Raw genomic sequence first — 19,321 nt, forward strand, 5'->3', positions numbered from 1 at the left:
GGCGGCGCGAGGTGCTGGAGCTGGCGGCGCGGACCGGCCCGGGCGCGGTCGCCGACGACGAGGCCGACGTGACGGTCGTCGCCGGGCCGGACGACGCCCGGTTCCGCGCGGGCGACCGGTCCGAGTCCTTCGCCGACCTGCGCCGCGAGGCCGAAGCGGAGCGCGCGACCGGGGACGGGGCCGGGACGGGCCGGGCCGACGCGGCGCCGGACGGACGGGAGGTGGCGTCGCCGTGAGCCGCGGGGCGTCCGTCCGGGAGCGGCTCGCCTCGGGCGGTCCCGCCGGGGACGAGCGGCGGCTGGCCGACCCGGCGGTCGTCGGCGTCGCGGTCGTCGCCGCGGCGTACCTCGCCGTCTTCTTCGAGGTGACGAACGTCGTCGGCGGGACGGGGCGGACCGCGGCGGTCGTCGCGCTCGCGGGGCTCGGCGGGGTCGCGCTGGCGCGGGCGGTCGGCGAGCGGACCGCGCTGTGGCTGGCGGGACTGCTGTTCGCCGCGGGGCTGGCGGGGTACTTCCTCGCGATCCCCGAGAGCCAGCGCGCGCTGTTCACGGTCCGGAGCGTCGCCTTGGACCTCCTCGCGCTGTCGACGGGGCTCTCCGTGCTGCGGCTGGCGCTCGCGGACGTGTGGGTGCTCGCCGTGGCGCCGGTGCCGACGTTCCTCGTGGGCTACTTCGCCGGCCGCGGGCGCCACGTCGCGGCCGCGAGCGTCGCCGGCGGGACCCTCGGCTTCCTCGTGCTCACGGGCGACGCGGAGACGGGGGCGGCGGTCGCCGGCGTGGTCGGCCTCGCGCTCGCCGTCGGCCTCTCGACGCTCTCGACGCCGAGCCGGCGCCGCGGCCACGCGGGCACGTTCGCGCTGGTGGTCGCCGTCATGGTCGTCGCGAGCGCGACGATCACCGTGATCCCGGCGGGCGCGGCGGCGCCGCTGGGGCTCGACCGCGGCACGACGACGCTAGAGTCGAGCCTGAGCGGCGAGGACGAACTCGACGTGATCGGCACCACGCGGCTCTCCCCCGAGGTGCGGTACACGATCGAGAGCCCCGTCGAGCGGAACTGGCACACCGGATCCTACGACACCTACACCGGCGACGGCTGGGTGCGCACCGGCGAGCGGACCCCGCTGAACGGCACGCTGGCGGGGCCGCCGGGGGAGGCGGAGACGGTCGACGTGACGGTCACCGCGGAGACGGAGTCGGGCGCGCTGCCCGCGCCCTGGAAGCCCGTCTCGGTCTCGGGCGGCGGGGCGGTCGAGGTCGACGAGCGCGGCAGCCTCCGGCTCGCGGCGCCGCTCGAACCGGGCGAGGACGTGACGGTGACGAGCCGCGTCCTCGACGCCGACCCCGCGGCGCTGCGGAACGCCAGCACCGACTACCCCGAGGCGATCGAGGAGCGGTACACCCAGCTGCCCGAGAGCACCCCCGACCGGGTCGGCGAGCGGACCGAGGAGATCATCGCGGCCGCGGACGCCGAGTCGCCGTACGAGCGGGCGGCCGCGGTCGAGGCGTACTTGCGCTCGGAGTACGAGTACTCCCTGACCGTCGAGCGGCCCGAGGGCGACGTGGCCGACGCGTTCCTCTTCGAGATGGACGCGGGCTACTGCGTCTACTTCGCGACGACGATGGCGGCGATGCTCCGGACCCAGGGGATCCCGACGCGGATGGAGACGGGCTACACCCCCGGCGAGCGCGTCGGCGACGACGAGTACGTCGTCCGCGGACAGAACGCCCACGCGTGGGTGTCGATCTACGTGCCGGACCACGGCTGGGTTGCGTTCGACCCGACCCCCTCGGACCCCCGCGACGAGGCGCGTGCGACCCGGCTCGCGGAGGCGCGCGCCGACGGGGCGGAGAACGTCGACACCGAGGCGTCGTCGCCGGACACGGCGACGGAGACCGAGCCGAACCAGACCGACGCGGAGCCGACGGACGACGCGGGGGCGTCGACCAACGGGACGAACGGCTCGACGGCGGCGAACGCGAGCGACGGCGGGTCGCTCGGGCCCGGGGCCATCGCGCGGCTCGACGGGACCCAGACGGGGACCGCGCCGCAGATGGCGACCGGCCCGGCGACGGAGACCGGAGAGAGCGGGGGCGACGGCGGCCCGCTCGGGTCGCTCCCCGACCCGGAGACCGCGCTCTACTGGCTGCTCGTCGCCGGGCTCGGCGTCGCGGGGGTCCGGCGGACCGGCCTCGCGAGCCGCGCGGGCCGGCGGATCGGTCCGTTGCTCCCGCGGCGGCGCGGCGACCCGACCGCGGACGCGGAGCGGGCGTTCGCCGACCTCGAACGGCTGCTCGCCGAGCCCTACCGCGAGCGGCGGCCGGGGGAGACCCCCCGGCGCTACGTCGAGACGATGCGTGCGCTCGGCGCCGACGAGCGCGTCGAGACCGTCGCGACCGCGTACGAGCGCGCCGCCTACGCCGGGTCGGTGACGCGGTCCGAGGCCGACGCCGCCCGGCGGGCCGTCCGCGGGCTCGCGCTGGAGCGACTGCCGCTCATCGGGCGGTTCGTCCGCTGATCGGGGGGCTTCCCGACACTATTTAATACGGGCGTCCTGTAGATTCGGGCTGTAATGTCGGAAGTCTGCTCGACGTGCGGACTGCCTCAGGAACTCTGCGTCTGCGAGGACGTCGCGAAGGAGTCCCAGCAGATCAGCATCCGCATCGACGAGCGCAGGTACGGTAAGGAGGTAACGGTCATCGAAGGATTCGACCCGAAGGACGTGGATCTGAGCTCCCTCTCGTCGGATCTCAAGTCGAAGTTCGCCTGCGGGGGCACCGTCGAGGACGGCGCCATCGAGCTCCAGGGGAACCACTCGGGTCGCGTGGAGGACTTCCTCCGCGACAAGGGCTTCAACGTCGCGTGACCGTCACCTGACCGTCCGCCGTCGAGCGTCGCTTCGATCTGACCGCCTTTTTCGACGCGCTATCGTCCGCCAGCGGCGGCGCGACCCGTCTCACGCGACCACGACGGCCCGCCCGACGACGAACGCCGCCGCCGCGAGGAAGGTGCCGTACTTGAACCGGCGCTGCGCCGCCGCGGGGTCCTCGAACCCCTCGTAGGTCGCGTACAGCATGACCGCGTCGGCGACCGCGACGACCGCGAGGTACGCCGCGCCGAGGGTCCCGGAGAGGTACGGCAGCGGGCTGACGGCGACGGCGACGACGAGCGCGGCCGCGCCGATCCACAGCGCGGTGCGCTCGCCGACCGCGATGGGGAGCGTCGCGAGCCCCTCCTCGCGGTCGCCGGCCACGTCCTCGACGTCTTTGATCACCTCGCGCGTGAACGTCGAGAGCCCCGCGAGCGCGGCGAGGACGAGGACCGCCCGCGGGTTCCCGACCGCGGCGCCGCCGAACAGGAACGTCGAGCCGACGAGGTACGCGACCAGGGCGTTGCCGAGGCCGGGCGTCCCCTTGAACAGGCTCGTGTAGGTGACCAAGGCGACGAGGTTCACCGCGGCGATGGCGATGGCCGCCGGGGGGAGCGCGACCGCGGCCGCGACGGCGACGGCGAACCAGGTCGCGGCCGTCGCGAGCGCGAGCCGCGGCGGGACGGCGCCGCGCGGGATCGGACGGTCCGGACGGTTGACGGCGTCTATCTCGCGGTCGAAGTAGTCGTTGATCGCGTTGCCCGCGGCGACCGCGAAGACGGTCGTCGCGGCCGCGAGCGCGGTCGGGACGGCGGCGCCGCTCGCGCCGGCGACGAACGCGCCGGTGGCCGTGAGCACCCCAGCCGCGACGCAGTTGCCGAGGCGGGCGAGCTCGACGAGGCCGCGGAGCGTGTCTCGCACGTCGTCCGCGTACTCCCGCCCGCGAGGAATAAACGGTGCGGGATCGGTCGGGGGACGCTCCGTCCCGAAGGTGTTCGCCCGGTCGCGGACGGGTCCGGACCGATCCGCCACGAACGTTTATCAGGTCCGAAATGAAATACTCGAACATGGCTAAGGGCTTAGACGTCGGTACGATGAACATCCTCTCCGGACGGCAGGAAGGCGCGGAGACGGTGTTCGTACAGCAGCGGAACTCGTTCGTCGAGATCGAGTACAGCGACATGGCCGAGCAGATGCTCTCGCGCAGCGAGGTGCTCCACATCCGCAAGGACGACAAGGTGTACGTCGTCGGCGACGACGCCTTGAACTTCGCGAACATCTTCAACAAGGAGACCCGGCGGCCGATGCAACACGGCATCCTCTCCAGCGAGGAGGCCTCGGCCATCCCGATGATCAAGCTGATCACCGAACAGGTGGTCGGCGAGCCCTCGAAGCCGAACGAGCGCCTGTTCTACTCCAGCCCGGCGGACCCCATCGACTCGCCGCTCACGACGCTGTACCACGAGAAGACGCTCGAGTCGATGCTCGGCGACATGGGGTACGACCCCGAGCCGATCAACGAGGGGATGGCGGTCATCTACTCCGAGCTGGCCGACAACAACTTCACCGGCCTCGGGATCAGCTTCGGCGCGGGGATGACCAACGTCTGTCTCGCCTACTACGCGGTGCCCGTGATGAAGTTCTCCATCGCCCGCGGGGGCGACTGGGTCGACGAGCAGACCGCGCAGGCGACGGGCACGCCCGTCGACAAGGTGACGAGCATCAAAGAGGACGACTTCGAGCTCGACTTCCGCACCGACGTCGGCGGCGTCGAGGGCGCGCTCGCCATCTACTACGAGAACCTGCTCGACTACGTCATCGAGAACATCACGCGCGAGGTCGACGAGGAGGACGTCGAGGAGGGCCTCGACGTGCCCGTCGTCGTCACCGGCGGCACCTCCAGCCCGAACGGCTTCGAGGACCTGTTCGCCGACCACCTCGCGGACGCGAACATCCCGTTCTCGATCAGCGGCGTGCGCTCCGCAGAGGAGCCGATGTACAGCGTCGCCAGCGGGGCGCTCGTCGCCGCGCGCTCCGAGGAGGGCGAAGAGGAGTCGGCCGGCGGGAGCGAGCCGGCCGCCGAGGAGGCCGCCCCCGAGTCCGAGGACTGAGGCGCGGCCGCCCCGGTCTCCGACGCGACCGCGACCCAGTCGCCAATCTTTTTGAAGCCGACCGAGCGCGGCGCCGGATCCCGGGAATCCGCCGAAAGATGAAACCGACGCCGTCCGTAGCGACTGACATGTCCGACGCCGCCGGCGCCGAGGGTGACCGCCGCCTGCGGGTCGACCTCGACGTCGACCCGAGCGGTGACCGCGGCTGTCCGATCGTCGCCGAGGCCGACGAGGCCGCCGAGGTGGCGGTCAACGCGGTCGGCGACGAGTGCGTGGTCGACGTGACGACGCCGGACGGCGACGTTCGCCGCGGGACCGGGGAGGTCGACGAGGACTGCCTCTGTCACGCGTTCGGGCGGCTCGGCTGCGTCCCGCACTTCCGCCGCGTCGAGGACGGGACGGTCCTCGTCACGACCTACGTCGACGACCGCGACGCGGTCCGCCGGTTGGTCGGGGAGCTCCGCGAGGTCGTCGACCGCGTGCGGCTCGTGCGGCTGGCGGTCGTGGAGGGACCGGACGCGACCGAACAGGTCACCTTCGACCTCTCCGCGCTGACGCCGAAACAGCGGCGCGGGCTCGAACTCGCGGTCGTCCGCGGCTACTTCGACGACGACCGGGACGTGCGCCTGAGCGAGCTGGCCGACGAGCTAGATATCAGCAAGTCCGCGCTCTCCCAGCGGCTCCGCACCGCGCAGGCGAAGCTGGTGACGGACGTCTTCGACGGCGCCGAGCGGTGAGCGGTCGCTCTTGAAGCGGTACACCGGTAAAGCGGGAGGCGGAGGCCTCGCCGACCCCTCGGTCCGGACATGGACGACGAGGACCCGCCGGCCGTCGAGCCGGTCCGAGACGACGCCACGCTCGAACTCGTCCGCGACGCCATCGGCGTCGCCCGCGGCGAGGTGCCCGCGGAGCGCTTCTCGGCGAAGTACGGGACTGAGGGAGACGCCGAGGGTGCGGTCGAGGAGCGGCAGTGAGCGCGGTCGGGCGAGCGCCTCAGTCGTCGGCGGGCGCGGACCGGTCGGCGGCGTCGATCCGGGCGAGCGCCTCGTCGCCGGCGCGCTCGGCCTCGGTGAGGTAGCACTTCGGGTCGGGGGCGAACGGGTCGCCGTGCGCCGAGAGCGCGCGGAGCCGCGACCCGCCGCGGCAGATCGACTGATACGCGCAGTCGGCGCAGCGGCCGGTGAGGCGGTCCTCGCGCTCGCGGAGCCCGGCGAGGAGCGGGTTCGACTCGTCGGACCAGATCGCGCCGAACGAGCGGTCGCGGACGTTGCCGGGCGAGTACCCCTGCCAGAACTGCGTGAGGTGGACGTTGCCGACGGGGTCGATGTCGGCGACGCGCTCGCCGGTCGGGTCGCCGCCGTTGCGTTCGAGGTACCGGTAGATGAGCCGCGCGCGGTCGGTCCCCATCTCGCGGTCGGCGTACTCGACGAGGTGGCCGGCGTCGGCGTAGTTGCCGACGAGCAGCGTCTCTATCTCCTCGCCGGCCGCGTGGTACTCGCGGGTGAGGTCACAGAGGTCGGTGACGGCCTGCCGGGTCGCCTCCGGCGAGAGGTCAACGTCCGAGATGTCGGCGCCGCGGCCGCCGTAGTCGAGGTGGTAGAAGCAGAAGCGGTCGACGCCCACGTCGACCAGGAGGTCGACGACGCCCGCGAGGTCGTCGACGTTGTGCTCGGTGATCGTGTACCGCAGGCCCGTCTTGAGCCCCACGTCGAGGCAGGCCTCGATGCCGCGGACCGCGGCGTCGAACGCGCCTTCCTCGCCGCGGATGCGGTCGTTGCGCTCGGGGAGCCCGTCGACGGAGACGCCGGCGTACTTGAGCCCGGCCTCCTTCAGCGCCCGGGCGCGGTCCCGGGTGAGGAGCGTGCCGTTCGTCGAGAGGACGGGCCGGATCCCGCTGTCGTCGGCGTAGGCGATCAGTTCGGGCAGGTCCTCGCGGACGAGGGGCTCGCCGCCGGAGAACAGGAGGACGGGGACGCCGAACTCGGCGAGGTCGTCGATGAGCGCCTTCCCCTCCGCGGTGGAGAGTTCGTTCGGGGCGCCCTCGGCGTCGGCGCCCGCGTAGCAGTGCTCGCAGTAGAGGTTACACCGCTTCGTGGTGTTCCAGACGACGACCGGCCGTCGCTGTTTCTCCTCCGTGATCTGCGACTCCTCGGAGTCGTCGGCCGCGTCGTATCGAAGTCCGTCGCTCTCGGCGTCGAGCCCGCAGAGGAGTTTGCTGACGGAGATCATTGCGACCCCTCCTCGTCGGCGTCGACCGCGGGCGCGCCGGCGCGGGAGGCGGTCGGCGTCCCCTCGGTCTCCTCGTAGACGCGCGGTTCGTCCGCGTCGGCGGCCTCGTCGTCCGTTCCGTCCGCGTCGGCCGCGAGCGATTCCGCGGAGTACCGGGACACCTCCGCGGCCGGACACACCCACACGTCGCGGGCGTACCACGCGAAGAGCTTGCTCGCCTCCTCGTGAGCGACGTCCGGCGTCGGCGCGGCGACGGTGCCGACGTGGCGGAGCGGGTCCGACTCCGCCTCGCGGACGAACACCTCGAACCGGCGACCGTCGGCCGACCGCGGCCCGTTCGCGTCCTCGGTTCGGTCCGTCTTCTCGACCATACCCCCCGTACGGACGGTCCCCCGAACGGGGTTTCGCGCGTTCTCACGGCCGCGAAATTCGCCCGAACAGGTTCGGGCGGCGCGCGGTCACCGGGTCGGAGCCGCCCGCGGCGGGCGACGCGGTCGCTGGCGGGGCGGCGAGAGATGCGAGGACCGCGAGCGGCGCGGTCCCGCGTGAGAACGGCCTGTCACCACAGGAGAGAGCCGATCAGATGACGCGGTTCTGCAGGTAGTCGAGGTGTTTCGCGTTGTAGACGATCTTGACCTCGTCGGTGGCCGGGCTACCGATACAGGTGAGGCGGACGTTCTTCTCCTCGACCTCCTCGTCGGAGAGGATCTGCTGCATGTCCATCTCGATGTCGCCCTCCTTGACGATGGACGCGCAGTTCGCACAGGCGCCGGCGCGGCACGAGAAGGGCCAGTCGTAGCCCTGCGCCTCGGCCGATTCGAGGATGTACTCGCCCTGGTTCACTTCGAGGGTGCCGTAGTCCTCCTCGTCGAGGCCCGCGTCGGCGGCCTCCTCGAAGAGGTTGTCGTCGTCCATCGACCAGCCGTGGTCGTCGAGCACTTCGTAGTTGAGGTATTCTACTGTGGGCATCACCTGCCGGTTTGGTGCCCACCTCATTAGGCTTTGCTGTTCCCCAGCCGACCGCCCCGACGCCGGGCGCCGTCGACCGAACAAATTCGGTCCGGTCCGGCGAGTCTCGCCGCTCCGATCCCCCGATCCGACCCGCTCGATCGGCGGCCCGCGGCGCTCGGGTGACAGATTGTTATCACGACTGATACGGGGTGAGTAACAATAAATAGCGTACGGCGCTCAGGAGACACCGATGGAGGAGTCCGTCGTCGCCGACTTCGTCGGCCGCGTCCACGCGGCGAGTGTCGGGACCGACGAACCGGTGACGGGTCGCGTCCTGTTGAGCCAGCGGCGAATGGTCCTCGCGACGGACGACGGGAAGGAGACGATCCCGCTCTCGCGGGTGTTCGACGTCGTCGTCGGGAGCGTCCCGGGCGACTTGCGCTCGTTCTTCAACGACAGCGTCACCGTCGCGTACGACCGCAACGGGTCGCGGCGCTCGGCGCTCGTGGAGGGCGAGGCCGAGGACATGGACCGGTTCGTCCGGCTCCTGTTCAAGGTGCTGTTGCGGAACGTCACCGTCACCGTGCGGCACCCCGCGAAGGTCGGCGGGCGCGTCACCGACGCGGGCGACCACCGCGCCTCGGTGTCGGTGTCGCCCGGCGAGATACGGTTCGGGGACTGCCCCGAGCCGTTCGTCGTCGACCTCTCCGCCGTGATCGACTACGAGCGGACCGACCGCACCCTCGGGGGCACGAAGCGCCCGGCGCTCGTCTTCCGCCACGTCACCGACGGACAGACGGTCACGTCGATCGCGACCGTCCCGAACGAGCGGGCGCTCAACATCCTCGGCCGGTACATCAAGATCGAGTACGACGAGGCCATGGAGGACCTCGACTCGTTCGACCCGACCGAAGAGCAGCTGGAGATCCTCGTGTCGATCTACTCCGCCGGGGGCGAGGCGAACATCGCCGACGTGGTCACGGGCGACGTCACCCAGACCTCGATGATCCTCGACACGCTCCGCGAGGCCGACCTCGTCGCCGACGGCGAGAGCGGGGCCGCGCTCACCCGGAAGGGGCAGATGATCGTGAGCTCCTACCTCGAATCGGTGAACGCCTGACGCGCGTCGCCGCCGCGTCGACCGCCGAACGCGCCGCCCCCGCGGGGGGAAGTTTCATGCTTGTGTAACCGTAGGTACCTCTCATGCGAGACAACGACCACCGCGGCGGCGAGACGCCGCTCGACGCCGTGGTCCGCGAACGCGGAATCGACGCCCCCGACGCGGCCGGGGAGCGCGGCCCGCCCGGGGACGAGGCGCCCGCGGGCGAGGCAGCCGGATCGGGCCCGCGGGTCGCCCGCGTCCCGTCGGACCACGACCACGACACGTTCTCCGTCGAGGGGATCGACACCGACCGGCGCGAGGGGCTGGTGGAGGCGGTCCTCCGCGACGTCGACGGCGTCAGCGCCGCCTCGGCGACCCGGCGCAACGGGACGGTCGGCGTTCACCACGACCCGTCGGTGTCGCGCGAGGCGCTCCGCGAGGTGTTGGCGGAGTGCGGGCTCGTCGTCGCGCCCGGCGACGAGGCGTTCGAGGCGCGGCGGGCCGCGCAGTTCGCGTCGGCCCGCGTCGCGGTCGCGGTCCTCTTCGGGCTGATGGTCGCGACGCCGTACATCGCGGTGCTGTACCCGACCCGGGTGGAGTGGCTGTTCTACGACCCCGTGACGGTCCAGTACCTCCAGTCGATCCTCGACTCGTCGATGACGACGCACTTCTTCGTGAACCTCGGCGCGCTGTCCGGGCTCGCGTTCCTCGTCGCCTGCGCGCCCGCGATCCGCCGCGCGGTCGCCGCGGCGCGCGACGGCCGGTTCACCAACGAGGCCGCGTTCGTCGGGGGCGTCGCCGCCCTCTACGGGTACAGCACACTGGTCGCGTTCGCCGGCGTCGAGGGCGCGGTCCACTACGACCTCGTCGCGTATGCGGTCGTCGTCGCCACGCTCTGGACGGAGTTCGGCGTCACCGACACCGCGACCGACCCCGCGTCGAGCGACGACGCGGCGGCGGAGGCGCCGGCCGACGTCGACGCCGACGAGCCGGTCGCGATGACCGACGGCGGTCGCTGACGCGGTTCGCGTTCGCGGCGCTTTCCTCGCGGTAGGTTCTCGCCCTCGCGTTGTTCGACGGTTACCCGTTTCTCGCGCACGCTCGGGAGCGTCTCGCTCGTGCGAGCGAGCGGAACGCTCGCGGACGTGACGGACGGCCGTTCGACGAGCGGAGGCAATCACTGTCGACGGGTTAAGGGCAGCGTCGCGGCGGGCGCTTGAACGGGAACGAAAGAGAATAGTCGCGGCGGCCGGGGGCCGCCCGCGGCCTCACAGCAGTTCGAGGTAGATGAGCAGCCACCAGACGTAGCCGCCGGTGAGCGCGAGCGCGGTGAGCAGTTCGAGCGCGCCGACGTACTTCGAGCCGTGCGTCCGGCGGAACGCCTGGACCTTCTCCACCTGGTTCCACACCGGCAGCAGCGGCTCCGGAATGATCTCGTCGAGCCCGCCGGCCTGCTGTGCCGACTGCTCGGCGACCGCCTCGGGGGAGTCGTCGTCGCTCATTGGCTCGCCCCCCTGCCGAACGGCAGCGTGAGACCGCGGATCATCACCTTCTCCGCGACGAACACGGCCGCGAAGACCGCGATGCCGGCGATCTTCGCGGCGTTGCTCGGGTACACCATGATCAGCACGCCGAGCGTCGCGAGCAGGGCTCGCGCGCCGAGCTTCCGACCGGGGCGCATCTTGAACGGGTAGTTCAGCCCGTAGATGATCGTCACCGCGCCGAGCAGGACGAGCAGCCCGACGTACAGCGTGTTCAGCCCCACGTCCATCGAGATCAGGCCGGGGTTGTAGACGAACGCGACCGGCAGGATGAAGAGCGGCGCGGCGATCCGGATCGCCGCCCCGCAGGTCCGCCAGAAGTTCGCCTCCGCGATCCCCGCGGCTATCACCGCCGCGGTGGCCACCGGCGGCGTGATCCCCGCGAGGATCGCCGCGTAGAACATCGTGTAGTGGGCGGTGATCGCCGGGACGTTGAAGTCGGAGACGAAGGTCGGGACGATGAGGATGGCCACGATGACGTAGGCGGCCACGGTCGGCATGCCGACCCCCATCAGGATGGCGACCCCCATCCCGAGCAGCACCGCGAACAGCAGCACGCCGCCCGAGATGTTGATGAGAAGCAGCGCGATCTTCGCCGGGATTCCGGTCGTGCTGAAGAGGTTCACGACGCCGCTGATGACGACGAGGATGATCGCGATGGGCGCCAGGATGATCGCGCCGCGCCGGATCCCGTGAACGGTGTTTTTCACCTGCGTGACGAGTTCGCTGACCGGGCTGACGCCCGAGCTGTCGACGACCCGCTGGAGCGGCGGCATGAGCGTCCCCGTGATCATCATCGCGACCACCGTGTACAGCGCGGAGGTCATCACGGTGTACTGCGCGATGCCGAGCAGGTAGATGAGGATCCCGAACGGGACGCCGAACCGGATGGCCTCGAACACCTTCTTCTCGGTCGAGAGCGTCTCGTCGAAGAACTCGGAGAACTCCATGTCCTGGCTGCTGGAGTCCGAGATGGCGAGGTAGTGGACCGCGATGGAGATGGAGACGACCAGGATGGCGGCCGGGACGAGGCCGGCGACGACGATGTCGAGGTACGGCACCCCGAGGTACGACGCCATCACGAACGCGGACGCCCCCATCACGGGGGGCAGCACCTGCCCGGAGGTGGACGCGACCGCCTCGATGCCCGCCGCGCGGTGGCCCTTCATCCCGGCCTCCTGCATCGTCGGGATGGTGAACGACCCCGTCATCGCGGCGTTGGCGGTGTACGAGCCGTTGATCGAGCCGATGACCGCCGAGGAGAGCACCGCGGTCTGGGCGATCCCGGACTCGATGTACTTCGCGGCCACGATGGCGACGCGCAGGATCAGGTCGAACGCGCCGTACGCGAACAGCAGCCCGGCGTACAGCAGGAACGGCGCGATCCACGAGGCCGTGATCTGCGTCAGGCTCCCGTAGAACCCGTACAGGTCCGTGACCGTCGCCTGGAGCAGCGTCGCCTGGTTCATCCCCGCGTGGCCCAACACGCCGGGGACGAGGTTCCCGAACATCGCGTACCCGAACACGGCGAAGACGAGCCCGAGGAACACGTTGCCGAACTCGCGCCACGTGAGGTACATCAGCGAGAGGATCACGAGCCGCGCGAGCATGTACTCGTGTTCGAGCGCGTACCCCTGCCGCTGGAGGTACACGTCCTGGAAGTTGATCGCGAAGAACGCCGACGCGGTCATCAGCGCGAGCGACGCGGGGATCAGCACGGCGCCGTCGATCCAGTCGCCGTCCGAGATGGCGAGCCGCGTCTCGTTGAGCGCGTACACGGTCAGGATGCCGCCGACGAACGCGGTCGCGAACCGCACCTGCGAGATCGCCTGCGTCTGCGCCCAGTAGAGGACGCCGGCCCAGAACAGCAGCGCCGCCCCCGTGACGGTGACGTCGAGTCCCCGAAGGAGTCCGGACTCGGAGTCCGTCGAGGCCGTTTCCGTACTCATTGGCGCGGCTGTACCGCAGAGCGGCTGGTCGGTCGCCCGGACGTGAGTGATAGTGTCATAGTTGGTGTCTGAGTTGTCGGTTACGTATTCGATGATTTTAAATTACTGATCGGTACACCGCGGCGAACGGAGAGGAAAGCCCGGTTACCGACCGATTAGGGGCTTTCGCCTTCGGTCAGGCTGTCGTCCCAGGCGTCGTTGTCCCGGTAGTACTGGACGGCGCCGCGGTGGACCGGGATGTTCTCGCGGGCGGAGCCGAGCATGTCGGAGGTCGACTCGAAGTCGTTGAACTGCGCCTCGCCCTCGTTGACGGTGTCGTTGTGCTCGTCGACGACGCGGCACAGCTCGTAGACGGCGTCCGGGTTCGCCTCGGGGTTGAACGTGTAGTTCACCTCGAGGTTCCAGTGGAACACCTCGTCTGTGCCGATGTCGGTGCCCGCGATGGACCAGTCGTCGTAGCTCGTGGTGCCGGTGCCGGCCCCGTCGTACGACTCGGCGGACTCGATGAGCGCGTCGGTCGGTTCGACGTAGTGGATGTCGACGCGGGAGGCGATCTCCTGGACGAAGCCGGTGTACCGCACGCCGGGCGTCCCGTACGCGATGCTGGCGTCGATGGTCCCCTCCTCCATCGCGCCGGGCGCGGAGTCGACGCCCATGTTCTGGATGTTCATCTGATCGAAGACGTCCGCCGTCGGGTCCTGCGACCAGACGTCGAGCGTCGTCGCGCGCGTCGAGTACCCCGGCTCGGCCGGGTAGACGTTCGCGCCCGCCAGGTCGTCGAACGTCTCGATCCCCGTGCCGTCCCGGGCGATGACGTAGATGCTGTACGGGAACGCGTAGAAGCCGTACTGCGGGATGCGCTCGACCGGCTGCTCCGAGAACGCGCCCGTGTCGCTGAGCGCCTTCGACAGCGAGTTGTTGTCGGTGATGCCGGCGTTGAACTGGTCGTTCGCCATCCGGCGGATCGTCCCGATGTATCCCGGGCTCTCGATGGTCGAGTAGCTCAGCGTGTCGCTCTCCTGGCTCACCGCGCGCTCGACCGCCAGGCCGACGTCCTGCGTCCCGCCGGCCGACGTGCCGACGCGCAGCGAGAGGTCCTGGCTGCCGCCGTCGCCGCCGTCTCCGCCGTCCATGCCGTCGCCGCCGTCGGAGCCGTCTCCCCCGTCGCCGCCGTCCCCGCCGCCGGAACAGCCGGCGAGTCCGGTGATGCCTACCGCGCCTGTACCGTACAGGAACTTACGCCGATCGATTGAGTTCTCGGACATACTCAACAGAGTACTCCCAGTCGATCATTAACAATGTGTCTGTTTATTTCAGTTCAAACCGAAGGAATATTCATTATAATGAACGTCAGCAAACACGTCGCCGGAATGGGTTACCCGTCGAGGGCGGGGACATCGGATCCGATTACCGGTCGGGATCCCGGTACCGGCGCCGGTTACTCGTCGAGGATGACCGTCACCGGTCGGTCGGCCGCGAGCAGCACCGACTGCGTCGTGCTCCCGAACAGCATCTTGCCGGTCGGGCTCCGTCGCCGCCCGCTCATCGTGATGTTGTCGACGTCGAGCTCCTCGGCCACCTCGATGATCGTCTCCGCGGGGTCGCCGTGCTCGCGCCGCTTCGACGTGTCGACTCCGGCCTCTTCCAAGCGCGCCTCGACGGCGGCGACGGCCTCGGGGAAGTTCTCCTCGTTCCACACGTCCTCGGAGTCGACGCGGCCGCCCTCGCCGCTGACCTCGAACCCCTCGTAGACGTTGAGCAGCACCGCCTCGACCTCCTCGGCGGCGTTCGGGAGCGACGCGACCGCGTCCGCGGCGGCCGGCGCGTGTTCGGTCTCTCCGCCGACCGGCAGCAGTACGCGATACATACCCGCCACTACCCGAAAGCAGGTAATAAAAGTAGCTGCCGGAGCGGGCCGCCTACCGCGTCACCGGCGCGGTGACGGACCCGACGGACTCGACGACCGCCCGCACCTCGTCGCCGGGGTCGATGGGCGCCGCGCCGGGCGTCCCGGTGCTGAACAGATCGCCCGGCTCCAGCGTCATCACGTCGGAGTGGAACGAGACGATCTCCGCCGGCGGGAACAGCATGTTCCGGATCTCGTTTTCGGCCCGCACCTCCCCGTTGACCTCCGTCCGCACGGAGAGCCCCTCCAGGTCGACCGGGCCCTCCGGCACCGCGAGCGCGGCGCCGGGGACGAGGAACGTGTCGTAGCTCTTCGCCCGCGTGAGGAAGCGCGGGTTCCGCTGGAGCACGTCCTCGGCGGTCATGTCGATCACGGGGAGGAAGCCCGCGACCACGTCGTCGACCTCGTCTTCGGCGACGTTCCGACACGTCCGCCCCATCACGACCGCCAGCTCGGCCTCGGCGGTGACCCGCTCGCTCTGCGACTCCGGGGGCAGCCGGATCGGTCCGCCGGGCCCCGTCAGGACCGACCGGGGCTTCATGAAGCTCGCCGGCTCGTCGGGGCGCTGCTCGTCGAGGTCCCCGGCGTGCTCCTCGTAGTTCAGGCCGATCCCCCAGAGCTTCCCGAACGACTCCAGGGGCGCGCCGAACGACACGTCCGCTGCCGGGACGGGGTCCGCCGGCGCGTCGGCCGGGTCTCCCAGGTCGCCGGCGGCCGCTCGCGGGAGCGCCGCTCGAACGCTGCCCAGGTCCGGCTCGACGGCGTCGAGCGGGACGTACCCCTCGTCGTCGCCGAGGAGCGGGTCGCCGGTCGCCGTGCGCGCGAGGTACTTCATCGACCGATCACTCCTCCCGGTCCGTCCAGAAATCGAACGAGCGCCCGGGCGCGAACACGTCGAGGCCGACCGCGCGCTCGTCGCCGGTGTTCTCGACCCTGTGGGGCTCGTTGGCCTCCAGCAGGACGGAGTCGTTCTTCTGAAGCGTGACCTCGTCGTCCTCGGAGACAACGGTGAGCTCGCCCTTCAGGCAGAGGCAGACCTGCTCGTTCTCGTGGTCGTGCATCGGGGAGCTGTGGCCCGGCGGCTTCTCGAACCACTCGAAGGAGAACCGGTCGCTGCCCGCCATCGAGACGCGGCGCCAGCCCTCGTCGGGCTCGTACGTCTCCGCCTCGTCGAACGCCACCGGCTTCATAGGTTCGCTCCGGTGGAGCCGCCGTCGATCGGAAGGGCGGTGCCGTTGACGTACCCCGACTTCGGCGACGAGAGGAACGCGACCGTGTTGCCGAGCTCCATCGGGTCGCCGATGCGTTCGAGCGGGTTCTGCGCCCAGTCGTCGAGCCCCTCCTCGTAGGAGTCGTAGTCGCCGCGCTCGACGGCGGCCTCGACGAGGTCCCGGATCCGGCTCGTCTCGTGGGGGCCGGGCAGGACGGCGTTCGCGCGTACCTCCGGGGCGAACTCCTTCGAGAGGGTCTTCTCCAGGCCGATGACGCTCATCCGCACGGAGTTCGACAGCACGAGGCTGTCGATGGCCTCCTTGACGCTGCGGGAGGTGACGTTGACGATGGTGCCGCCGTCGCCCTCCTTGAGGTACGGGTACGACTCCCGCGCCAGTCGGACGACGCTCATCACGAGCAGGTCGTAGGCGTGCTGCCAGTCCTCGTCGTCCGTGTCGAGGAACGCGCCCGAGGGCGGGCCGCCGGCGCTCGTCACGAGGTGGTCGATCGTGCCGAACTCGTCGACGGTCGCCTCCACGAGCGCCGCGACCTCGTCCGCCTCGGTCAGGTCAGCCGAGTGGGCGACGACCTCCCCGGTCGCGACGGCCTCGACCTCCTCCTTCGCGTCCGCCAGCCGCTCCTCGTCGCGGCCGTTGATGACGACGTCGACGCCCTCGCGGGCGAGCGCCTTCGCCGATGCCTTGCCGAGCCCGCTGGACGATGCGGTGACGAGCGCCGCGTTCCCGTCGATCTGTAGGTCCATGTCTCACCCATCCCGAGTGCGGCGTGAAAACGTTTGCCTACAGGCAACCGGGCGGTTTCAGGCGACGACGCGGCGGGTTCGACCGGCCGAGACGAAGGTATTCGATCGACCGACGGGACCGCTACGCGTCCGCGTCGCCGTCGGCCGCCGGCTCGAACGCCGCCGTCCCCGCGTCGAACGCTACGGTTTCGCGGTCGGTCACGACCGCGGCCTCGGGGAGGTCCTCGACTACGGCGTCAGAGACGCGGAACTCGCCGAGCTCCTGCGTGTTCCGGATCCACACGATCCGGGCGGTCTCCGGGTCGTAAGCCCCCAGCGCGGCCGCCGCGGTCCGGAGCGCGAACTCGTCGTCGGGCGCGACCACGGGGAGCTTGGACTTCGCGAGCGAGCCGCTCGTGAGCGCGTTCGCGTACGTCTTCTTCAGGTCCAGTTGGTCGACCGCGGCCCGCCGGGTGAGGTCCGCCAGCCCGATCCCGTTGCCGTTCCCCTTCGTCGCCTCGGTCAGTCCCCGGACGTAGATGAGGTCGATGTCCGGGGTCTCGGGGTCGGGGGCGTTGAGGACGCGGTAGCGACCGATGACGTTCGTGTCCATGCCCGCGCCCGAGATCTCCTTCCCGATCTCGTCGACGACCAGCAGGTCGACGTCGTCGACCGGCAGCGTCGGCATCTCCTCGTAGGCGCGCTCTAACAGCGCCGGCTCGCGGTCGAGGAACGAGCCCGCCGGGACGCCCTCGACGTGACCGATCTCCTCCTCGAAGTTCTCGACGAGCGCGACGCCGCCGACGATCGGGGTCTCCTCCTCGATGACGTCGAGCGCCGCCGTCAGCGTCTCGACGTAGCCCTCGGCGATCGCCGTCGAGTGGAACGCCTTCGCGCCGCGCTGCTTGCCGAGCCCGACGACGGTCATCTTCGCGAGCCCGCTCTCGATCGGCCCGGTGAAGTTGGTGTGGGCCTTCACGCGGTTCACGACGAGCACCGCGTCCGCTTCGAGCGCCGCCTCGGCGAAGTACACCGGCGTCTCGGCGTCGCCGACGGACGCCGTCGCCAGCTCCGCCGCCGCCATGCGCGCGTCGATCGGCGCGCCGACTGTCTCCTCGGTGATCCCGAGCGCCGCCAGCACCTCGCGCTGCCCCTCGGGCGTCGCGCCGCCGTGGCTGCCCATCGCGGGCACGACGACCGGGTCGAAGCCCCGCTCGTCGAGGCGGTCGACGACCCCAGCCGCGACCTCGTCGATGCGGTCGATCCCGCGGCTGCCCACCCCGACCGCCACGGTCGCGCCCGCGGGGAGGCCGTCGAGTGCGAGCGCGTCGAGCGACTCCCGGGCCGCCCCGACGGGGTCGTCGAGGCGCTCCGTGCGCGGCTCGTACCGCACCCGCGCGAACTCCGGGAGCGGCTGCGGGTCGATGAGTCCGTCGACGTCGGCTCGCTCGGGGAACTCCATACGGGGCCCCTCGCGGCGCCGATACAAAAGCTGCCGGTGGCCGGTCGGGGTCGGGGCGGCGGTGCCGTGAGCATTGCCGATACAGCGGTCTACTTGTACCCGTGTGACGCCGCACCACGCATGCAGATAACCGAAGTCGAGTCGTTTCCGATCAAGCTGCCGCTGGAGTCCCCCGTCTCCTTCTCCAACCGGACGCTCACCTACCGGGACCACGCGATCACGTACGTGCGGACGGACGCCGGTCACGAGGGGGTCGGCTACTCGCTGGGGTACGAGGGGGCGGGGCTCATCGCCGACGCGGTCGAGTCGCTGCTGGAACCGCTGCTCGTCGGCGAGGACCCCCGCGACACCGAGCGCCTGTGGCACGAGATGTACGAGGGGAACGTCCAGATCGGGCGGAGCGGGCTCTTCCTGCGCGCCATCTCGACGGTCGACATCGCGCTCTGGGACGTGAAGGCGAAGGCCGCGGACATGCCCCTCCACAAGCTGCTCGGCGGGCACTCGGAGTCGGTCCCGTCGTACGCCAGCGGCGGCTACTACCGCGACGACAAGGGCCACGAGGCGCTCCGCGGCGAGATGCGGCGCTACCTCGACGAGGGGCACGACGCCGTGAAGATGAAGGTCGGCCGCCTGTCGGCCGCCGAGGAGGTCGAGCGCGTCGCCGCCGTGCGCGACGAGATCGGCGACGACCGCACCCTGCTGCTCGACGCCAACGGCGTCTGGGAGTCCAGCACCGAGGCGCTCCGCAACTGCCGGGCGTTCGCGCCGTACGACCCGTACTTCGTCGAGGAGCCGGTGATGATCGACCGCGTCGACACGATGGCCGAGGTGAACGACGGGATCGACTACCCCGTCGCCACCGGCGAACTGGAGGGGACGCGGCACAGCTTCGCCCGGCTCGCCGACAGCGGCGCGGCGACGATCCTCCAGCCCGACGCCACCGTCTGCGGCGGGATCACGGAGTGGCTGAAGATCGCGAACCACGCCTCGGCGTACGACATTCAGATCGCGCCCCACTACAACTGGAACCTCCACGCCTCCCTGCTCGGCGCCGTCGAGAACGGCCTCTGGGTGGAGTACTTCTACCGCGACATGGACGTGAAGGCGTTCGACGACGTGGTCGCCGACCCCCTAAAACCCGGCGACGACGGGCGGATCGACCTGCCCGACCGTCCCGGCCACGGCGTCCCGCTCGACGAGGACGCGCTGGAGCGGTTCAGAGACGACTGACTCGGGGATACCAGCGAAAC

The 19,321-nt window shown here is 70.7% G+C and carries 20 protein-coding genes and 1 pseudogene; 9 read left to right on the forward strand and 12 right to left on the reverse strand.

Annotation, left to right across the window (positions count from 1 at the left end):
* The 3 genes and pseudogenes from EXE44_RS14775 to yciH all read left to right on the forward strand — a co-directional run.
* Positions 1-236 (forward strand): annotated as a pseudogene (locus EXE44_RS14775) (DUF58 domain-containing protein); the annotation flags it as partial.
* Complete coding sequence (locus EXE44_RS14780) at positions 233-2,515, forward strand: DUF3488 and DUF4129 domain-containing transglutaminase family protein (protein ID WP_137717780.1); 2,283 nt, start codon at positions 233-235, stop codon at positions 2,513-2,515. The pseudogene EXE44_RS14775 and the gene EXE44_RS14780, both read left to right, overlap by 4 nt.
* Before the next feature lie 54 nt (positions 2,516-2,569).
* Positions 2,570-2,863 (forward strand): stress response translation initiation inhibitor YciH, encoded by a 294-nt coding sequence (gene yciH, locus EXE44_RS14785; protein ID WP_004596695.1) that lies wholly within the window; start codon positions 2,570-2,572, stop codon positions 2,861-2,863.
* Positions 2,864-2,953: 90 nt separating this feature from the next.
* Here the strand turns inward: yciH and EXE44_RS14790 are convergent, their stop codons facing one another.
* Positions 2,954-3,787 (reverse strand): geranylgeranylglycerol-phosphate geranylgeranyltransferase, encoded by an 834-nt coding sequence (locus tag EXE44_RS14790; protein ID WP_137717781.1) that lies wholly within the window; start codon positions 3,785-3,787, stop codon positions 2,954-2,956.
* Between the two features lie 146 nt (positions 3,788-3,933).
* Here EXE44_RS14790 and EXE44_RS14795 point away from each other — a divergent pair, with 146 nt between their 5' ends.
* The 3 genes from EXE44_RS14795 to EXE44_RS20275 all read left to right on the forward strand — a co-directional run bounded on the left by EXE44_RS14795 (position 3,934) and on the right by EXE44_RS20275 (position 5,951).
* Positions 3,934-4,977 (forward strand): hypothetical protein, encoded by a 1,044-nt coding sequence (locus tag EXE44_RS14795; protein WP_173230077.1) that lies wholly within the window; start codon positions 3,934-3,936, stop codon positions 4,975-4,977.
* A 128-nt stretch (positions 4,978-5,105) separates the two neighbouring features.
* Positions 5,106-5,714, forward strand: a complete 609-nt coding sequence (locus EXE44_RS14800; protein WP_137717783.1) for a helix-turn-helix domain-containing protein — start codon at positions 5,106-5,108, stop codon at positions 5,712-5,714.
* Positions 5,715-5,783: 69 nt separating this feature from the next.
* Complete coding sequence (locus EXE44_RS20275; protein WP_158293464.1) at positions 5,784-5,951, forward strand: hypothetical protein; 168 nt, start codon at positions 5,784-5,786, stop codon at positions 5,949-5,951.
* Positions 5,952-5,970: 19 nt separating this feature from the next.
* Here EXE44_RS20275 and EXE44_RS14805 read toward each other — a convergent pair whose 3' ends face one another.
* The 3 genes from EXE44_RS14805 to fer all read right to left on the reverse strand — a co-directional run bounded on the left by EXE44_RS14805 (position 5,971) and on the right by fer (position 8,175).
* Positions 5,971-7,206 (reverse strand): TIGR04347 family pseudo-SAM/SPASM protein, encoded by a 1,236-nt coding sequence (locus EXE44_RS14805; protein ID WP_137717784.1) that lies wholly within the window; start codon positions 7,204-7,206, stop codon positions 5,971-5,973.
* The gene (locus tag EXE44_RS14810) at positions 7,203-7,577 is read right to left on the reverse strand and encodes an Htur_1727 family rSAM-partnered candidate RiPP (protein WP_137717785.1); all 375 of its coding nucleotides are present in this window, start codon (positions 7,575-7,577) and stop codon (positions 7,203-7,205) included. The genes EXE44_RS14805 and EXE44_RS14810 overlap by 4 nt, the downstream gene beginning before the upstream one ends.
* 208 nt (positions 7,578-7,785) lie before the next feature.
* A complete protein-coding gene (gene fer, locus EXE44_RS14815) occupies positions 7,786-8,175 on the reverse strand; it encodes a ferredoxin Fer (protein WP_049931604.1) in 390 nt (129 codons plus the stop codon).
* Between the two features lie 232 nt (positions 8,176-8,407).
* Here fer and EXE44_RS14820 point away from each other — a divergent pair, with 232 nt between their 5' ends.
* Together EXE44_RS14820 and EXE44_RS14825 are read left to right on the forward strand one after the other, a co-directional pair.
* A complete protein-coding gene (locus tag EXE44_RS14820) occupies positions 8,408-9,277 on the forward strand; it encodes a CheF family chemotaxis protein (protein WP_137717786.1) in 870 nt (289 codons plus the stop codon).
* Between the two features lie 83 nt (positions 9,278-9,360).
* Entirely contained in the window at positions 9,361-10,278 is a 918-nt protein-coding gene (locus tag EXE44_RS14825) for a heavy-metal-associated domain-containing protein (protein WP_137717787.1), read from the forward strand.
* A 249-nt stretch (positions 10,279-10,527) separates the two neighbouring features.
* Here the strand turns inward: EXE44_RS14825 and EXE44_RS14830 are convergent, their stop codons facing one another.
* From EXE44_RS14830 to EXE44_RS14865, 8 genes are all read right to left on the reverse strand, one after another.
* Positions 10,528-10,761 (reverse strand): hypothetical protein, encoded by a 234-nt coding sequence (locus EXE44_RS14830; protein WP_053770891.1) that lies wholly within the window; start codon positions 10,759-10,761, stop codon positions 10,528-10,530.
* Positions 10,758-12,749 carry a TRAP transporter fused permease subunit gene (locus EXE44_RS14835; RefSeq protein WP_137717788.1) on the reverse strand — a complete coding sequence of 664 codons (1,992 nt, stop codon included), beginning with the start codon at positions 12,747-12,749 and terminating at the stop codon, positions 10,758-10,760. Before EXE44_RS14835 ends, EXE44_RS14830 begins: the two co-directional genes overlap by 4 nt.
* Before the next feature lie 155 nt (positions 12,750-12,904).
* Positions 12,905-14,014, reverse strand: coding sequence for a TAXI family TRAP transporter solute-binding subunit (locus EXE44_RS14840; protein ID WP_137717789.1), 1,110 nt, complete (start codon positions 14,012-14,014; stop codon positions 12,905-12,907).
* Positions 14,015-14,187: 173 nt separating this feature from the next.
* The gene (locus EXE44_RS14845; RefSeq protein WP_137717790.1) at positions 14,188-14,616 is read right to left on the reverse strand and encodes a universal stress protein; all 429 of its coding nucleotides are present in this window, start codon (positions 14,614-14,616) and stop codon (positions 14,188-14,190) included.
* A 52-nt stretch (positions 14,617-14,668) separates the two neighbouring features.
* Entirely contained in the window at positions 14,669-15,490 is an 822-nt protein-coding gene (locus EXE44_RS14850; RefSeq protein ID WP_137717791.1) for a fumarylacetoacetate hydrolase family protein, read from the reverse strand.
* 7 nt (positions 15,491-15,497) lie between these two features.
* The gene (locus EXE44_RS14855; protein ID WP_137717792.1) at positions 15,498-15,845 is read right to left on the reverse strand and encodes a cupin domain-containing protein; all 348 of its coding nucleotides are present in this window, start codon (positions 15,843-15,845) and stop codon (positions 15,498-15,500) included.
* The gene (locus tag EXE44_RS14860) at positions 15,842-16,630 is read right to left on the reverse strand and encodes an SDR family oxidoreductase (RefSeq protein ID WP_137717793.1); all 789 of its coding nucleotides are present in this window, start codon (positions 16,628-16,630) and stop codon (positions 15,842-15,844) included. Before EXE44_RS14860 ends, EXE44_RS14855 begins: the two co-directional genes overlap by 4 nt.
* A 121-nt stretch (positions 16,631-16,751) precedes the next feature.
* Positions 16,752-18,071: a DUF362 domain-containing protein gene (locus EXE44_RS14865; protein WP_137717794.1), complete on the reverse strand. Its 1,320-nt coding sequence runs from the start codon at positions 18,069-18,071 to the stop codon at positions 16,752-16,754.
* 120 nt (positions 18,072-18,191) lie between these two features.
* Between EXE44_RS14865 and EXE44_RS14870 the strand changes: the two genes are divergently transcribed.
* Positions 18,192-19,301, forward strand: coding sequence for a mandelate racemase/muconate lactonizing enzyme family protein (locus EXE44_RS14870; protein ID WP_137717795.1), 1,110 nt, complete (start codon positions 18,192-18,194; stop codon positions 19,299-19,301).
* Positions 19,302-19,321: the final 20 nt, after the last annotated feature.

This window comes from Halorubrum sp. SS7, from assembly GCF_005435055.1.
GTDB classification, from domain to species: Archaea; Halobacteriota; Halobacteria; order Halobacteriales; family Haloferacaceae; genus Halorubrum; species Halorubrum salinarum.

What these genes read in the sequence shown, in the direction of transcription:
- yciH (WP_004596695.1), top strand. Translation starts at nt 2,570, where the DNA reads ATGTCGGAAGTCTGCTCGACGTGCGGACTGCCTCAGGAACTCTGCGTC.
- EXE44_RS14795 (WP_173230077.1), top strand. Translation starts at nt 3,934, where the DNA reads ATGGCTAAGGGCTTAGACGTCGGTACGATGAACATCCTCTCCGGACGG.
- EXE44_RS14800 (WP_137717783.1), top strand. Translation starts at nt 5,106, where the DNA reads ATGTCCGACGCCGCCGGCGCCGAGGGTGACCGCCGCCTGCGGGTCGAC.
- EXE44_RS20275 (WP_158293464.1), top strand. Translation starts at nt 5,784, where the DNA reads ATGGACGACGAGGACCCGCCGGCCGTCGAGCCGGTCCGAGACGACGCC.
- EXE44_RS14805 (WP_137717784.1), bottom strand. Translation starts at nt 7,206, where the DNA reads ATGATCTCCGTCAGCAAACTCCTCTGCGGGCTCGACGCCGAGAGCGAC.
- EXE44_RS14810 (WP_137717785.1), bottom strand. Translation starts at nt 7,577, where the DNA reads ATGGTCGAGAAGACGGACCGAACCGAGGACGCGAACGGGCCGCGGTCG.
- fer (WP_049931604.1), bottom strand. Translation starts at nt 8,175, where the DNA reads ATGCCCACAGTAGAATACCTCAACTACGAAGTGCTCGACGACCACGGC.
- EXE44_RS14820 (WP_137717786.1), top strand. Translation starts at nt 8,408, where the DNA reads ATGGAGGAGTCCGTCGTCGCCGACTTCGTCGGCCGCGTCCACGCGGCG.
- EXE44_RS14825 (WP_137717787.1), top strand. Translation starts at nt 9,361, where the DNA reads ATGCGAGACAACGACCACCGCGGCGGCGAGACGCCGCTCGACGCCGTG.
- EXE44_RS14830 (WP_053770891.1), bottom strand. Translation starts at nt 10,761, where the DNA reads ATGAGCGACGACGACTCCCCCGAGGCGGTCGCCGAGCAGTCGGCACAG.
- EXE44_RS14835 (WP_137717788.1), bottom strand. Translation starts at nt 12,749, where the DNA reads ATGAGTACGGAAACGGCCTCGACGGACTCCGAGTCCGGACTCCTTCGG.
- EXE44_RS14840 (WP_137717789.1), bottom strand. Translation starts at nt 14,014, where the DNA reads ATGTCCGAGAACTCAATCGATCGGCGTAAGTTCCTGTACGGTACAGGC.
- EXE44_RS14845 (WP_137717790.1), bottom strand. Translation starts at nt 14,616, where the DNA reads ATGTATCGCGTACTGCTGCCGGTCGGCGGAGAGACCGAACACGCGCCG.
- EXE44_RS14850 (WP_137717791.1), bottom strand. Translation starts at nt 15,490, where the DNA reads ATGAAGTACCTCGCGCGCACGGCGACCGGCGACCCGCTCCTCGGCGAC.
- EXE44_RS14855 (WP_137717792.1), bottom strand. Translation starts at nt 15,845, where the DNA reads ATGAAGCCGGTGGCGTTCGACGAGGCGGAGACGTACGAGCCCGACGAG.
- EXE44_RS14860 (WP_137717793.1), bottom strand. Translation starts at nt 16,630, where the DNA reads ATGGACCTACAGATCGACGGGAACGCGGCGCTCGTCACCGCATCGTCC.
- EXE44_RS14865 (WP_137717794.1), bottom strand. Translation starts at nt 18,071, where the DNA reads ATGGAGTTCCCCGAGCGAGCCGACGTCGACGGACTCATCGACCCGCAG.
- EXE44_RS14870 (WP_137717795.1), top strand. Translation starts at nt 18,192, where the DNA reads ATGCAGATAACCGAAGTCGAGTCGTTTCCGATCAAGCTGCCGCTGGAG.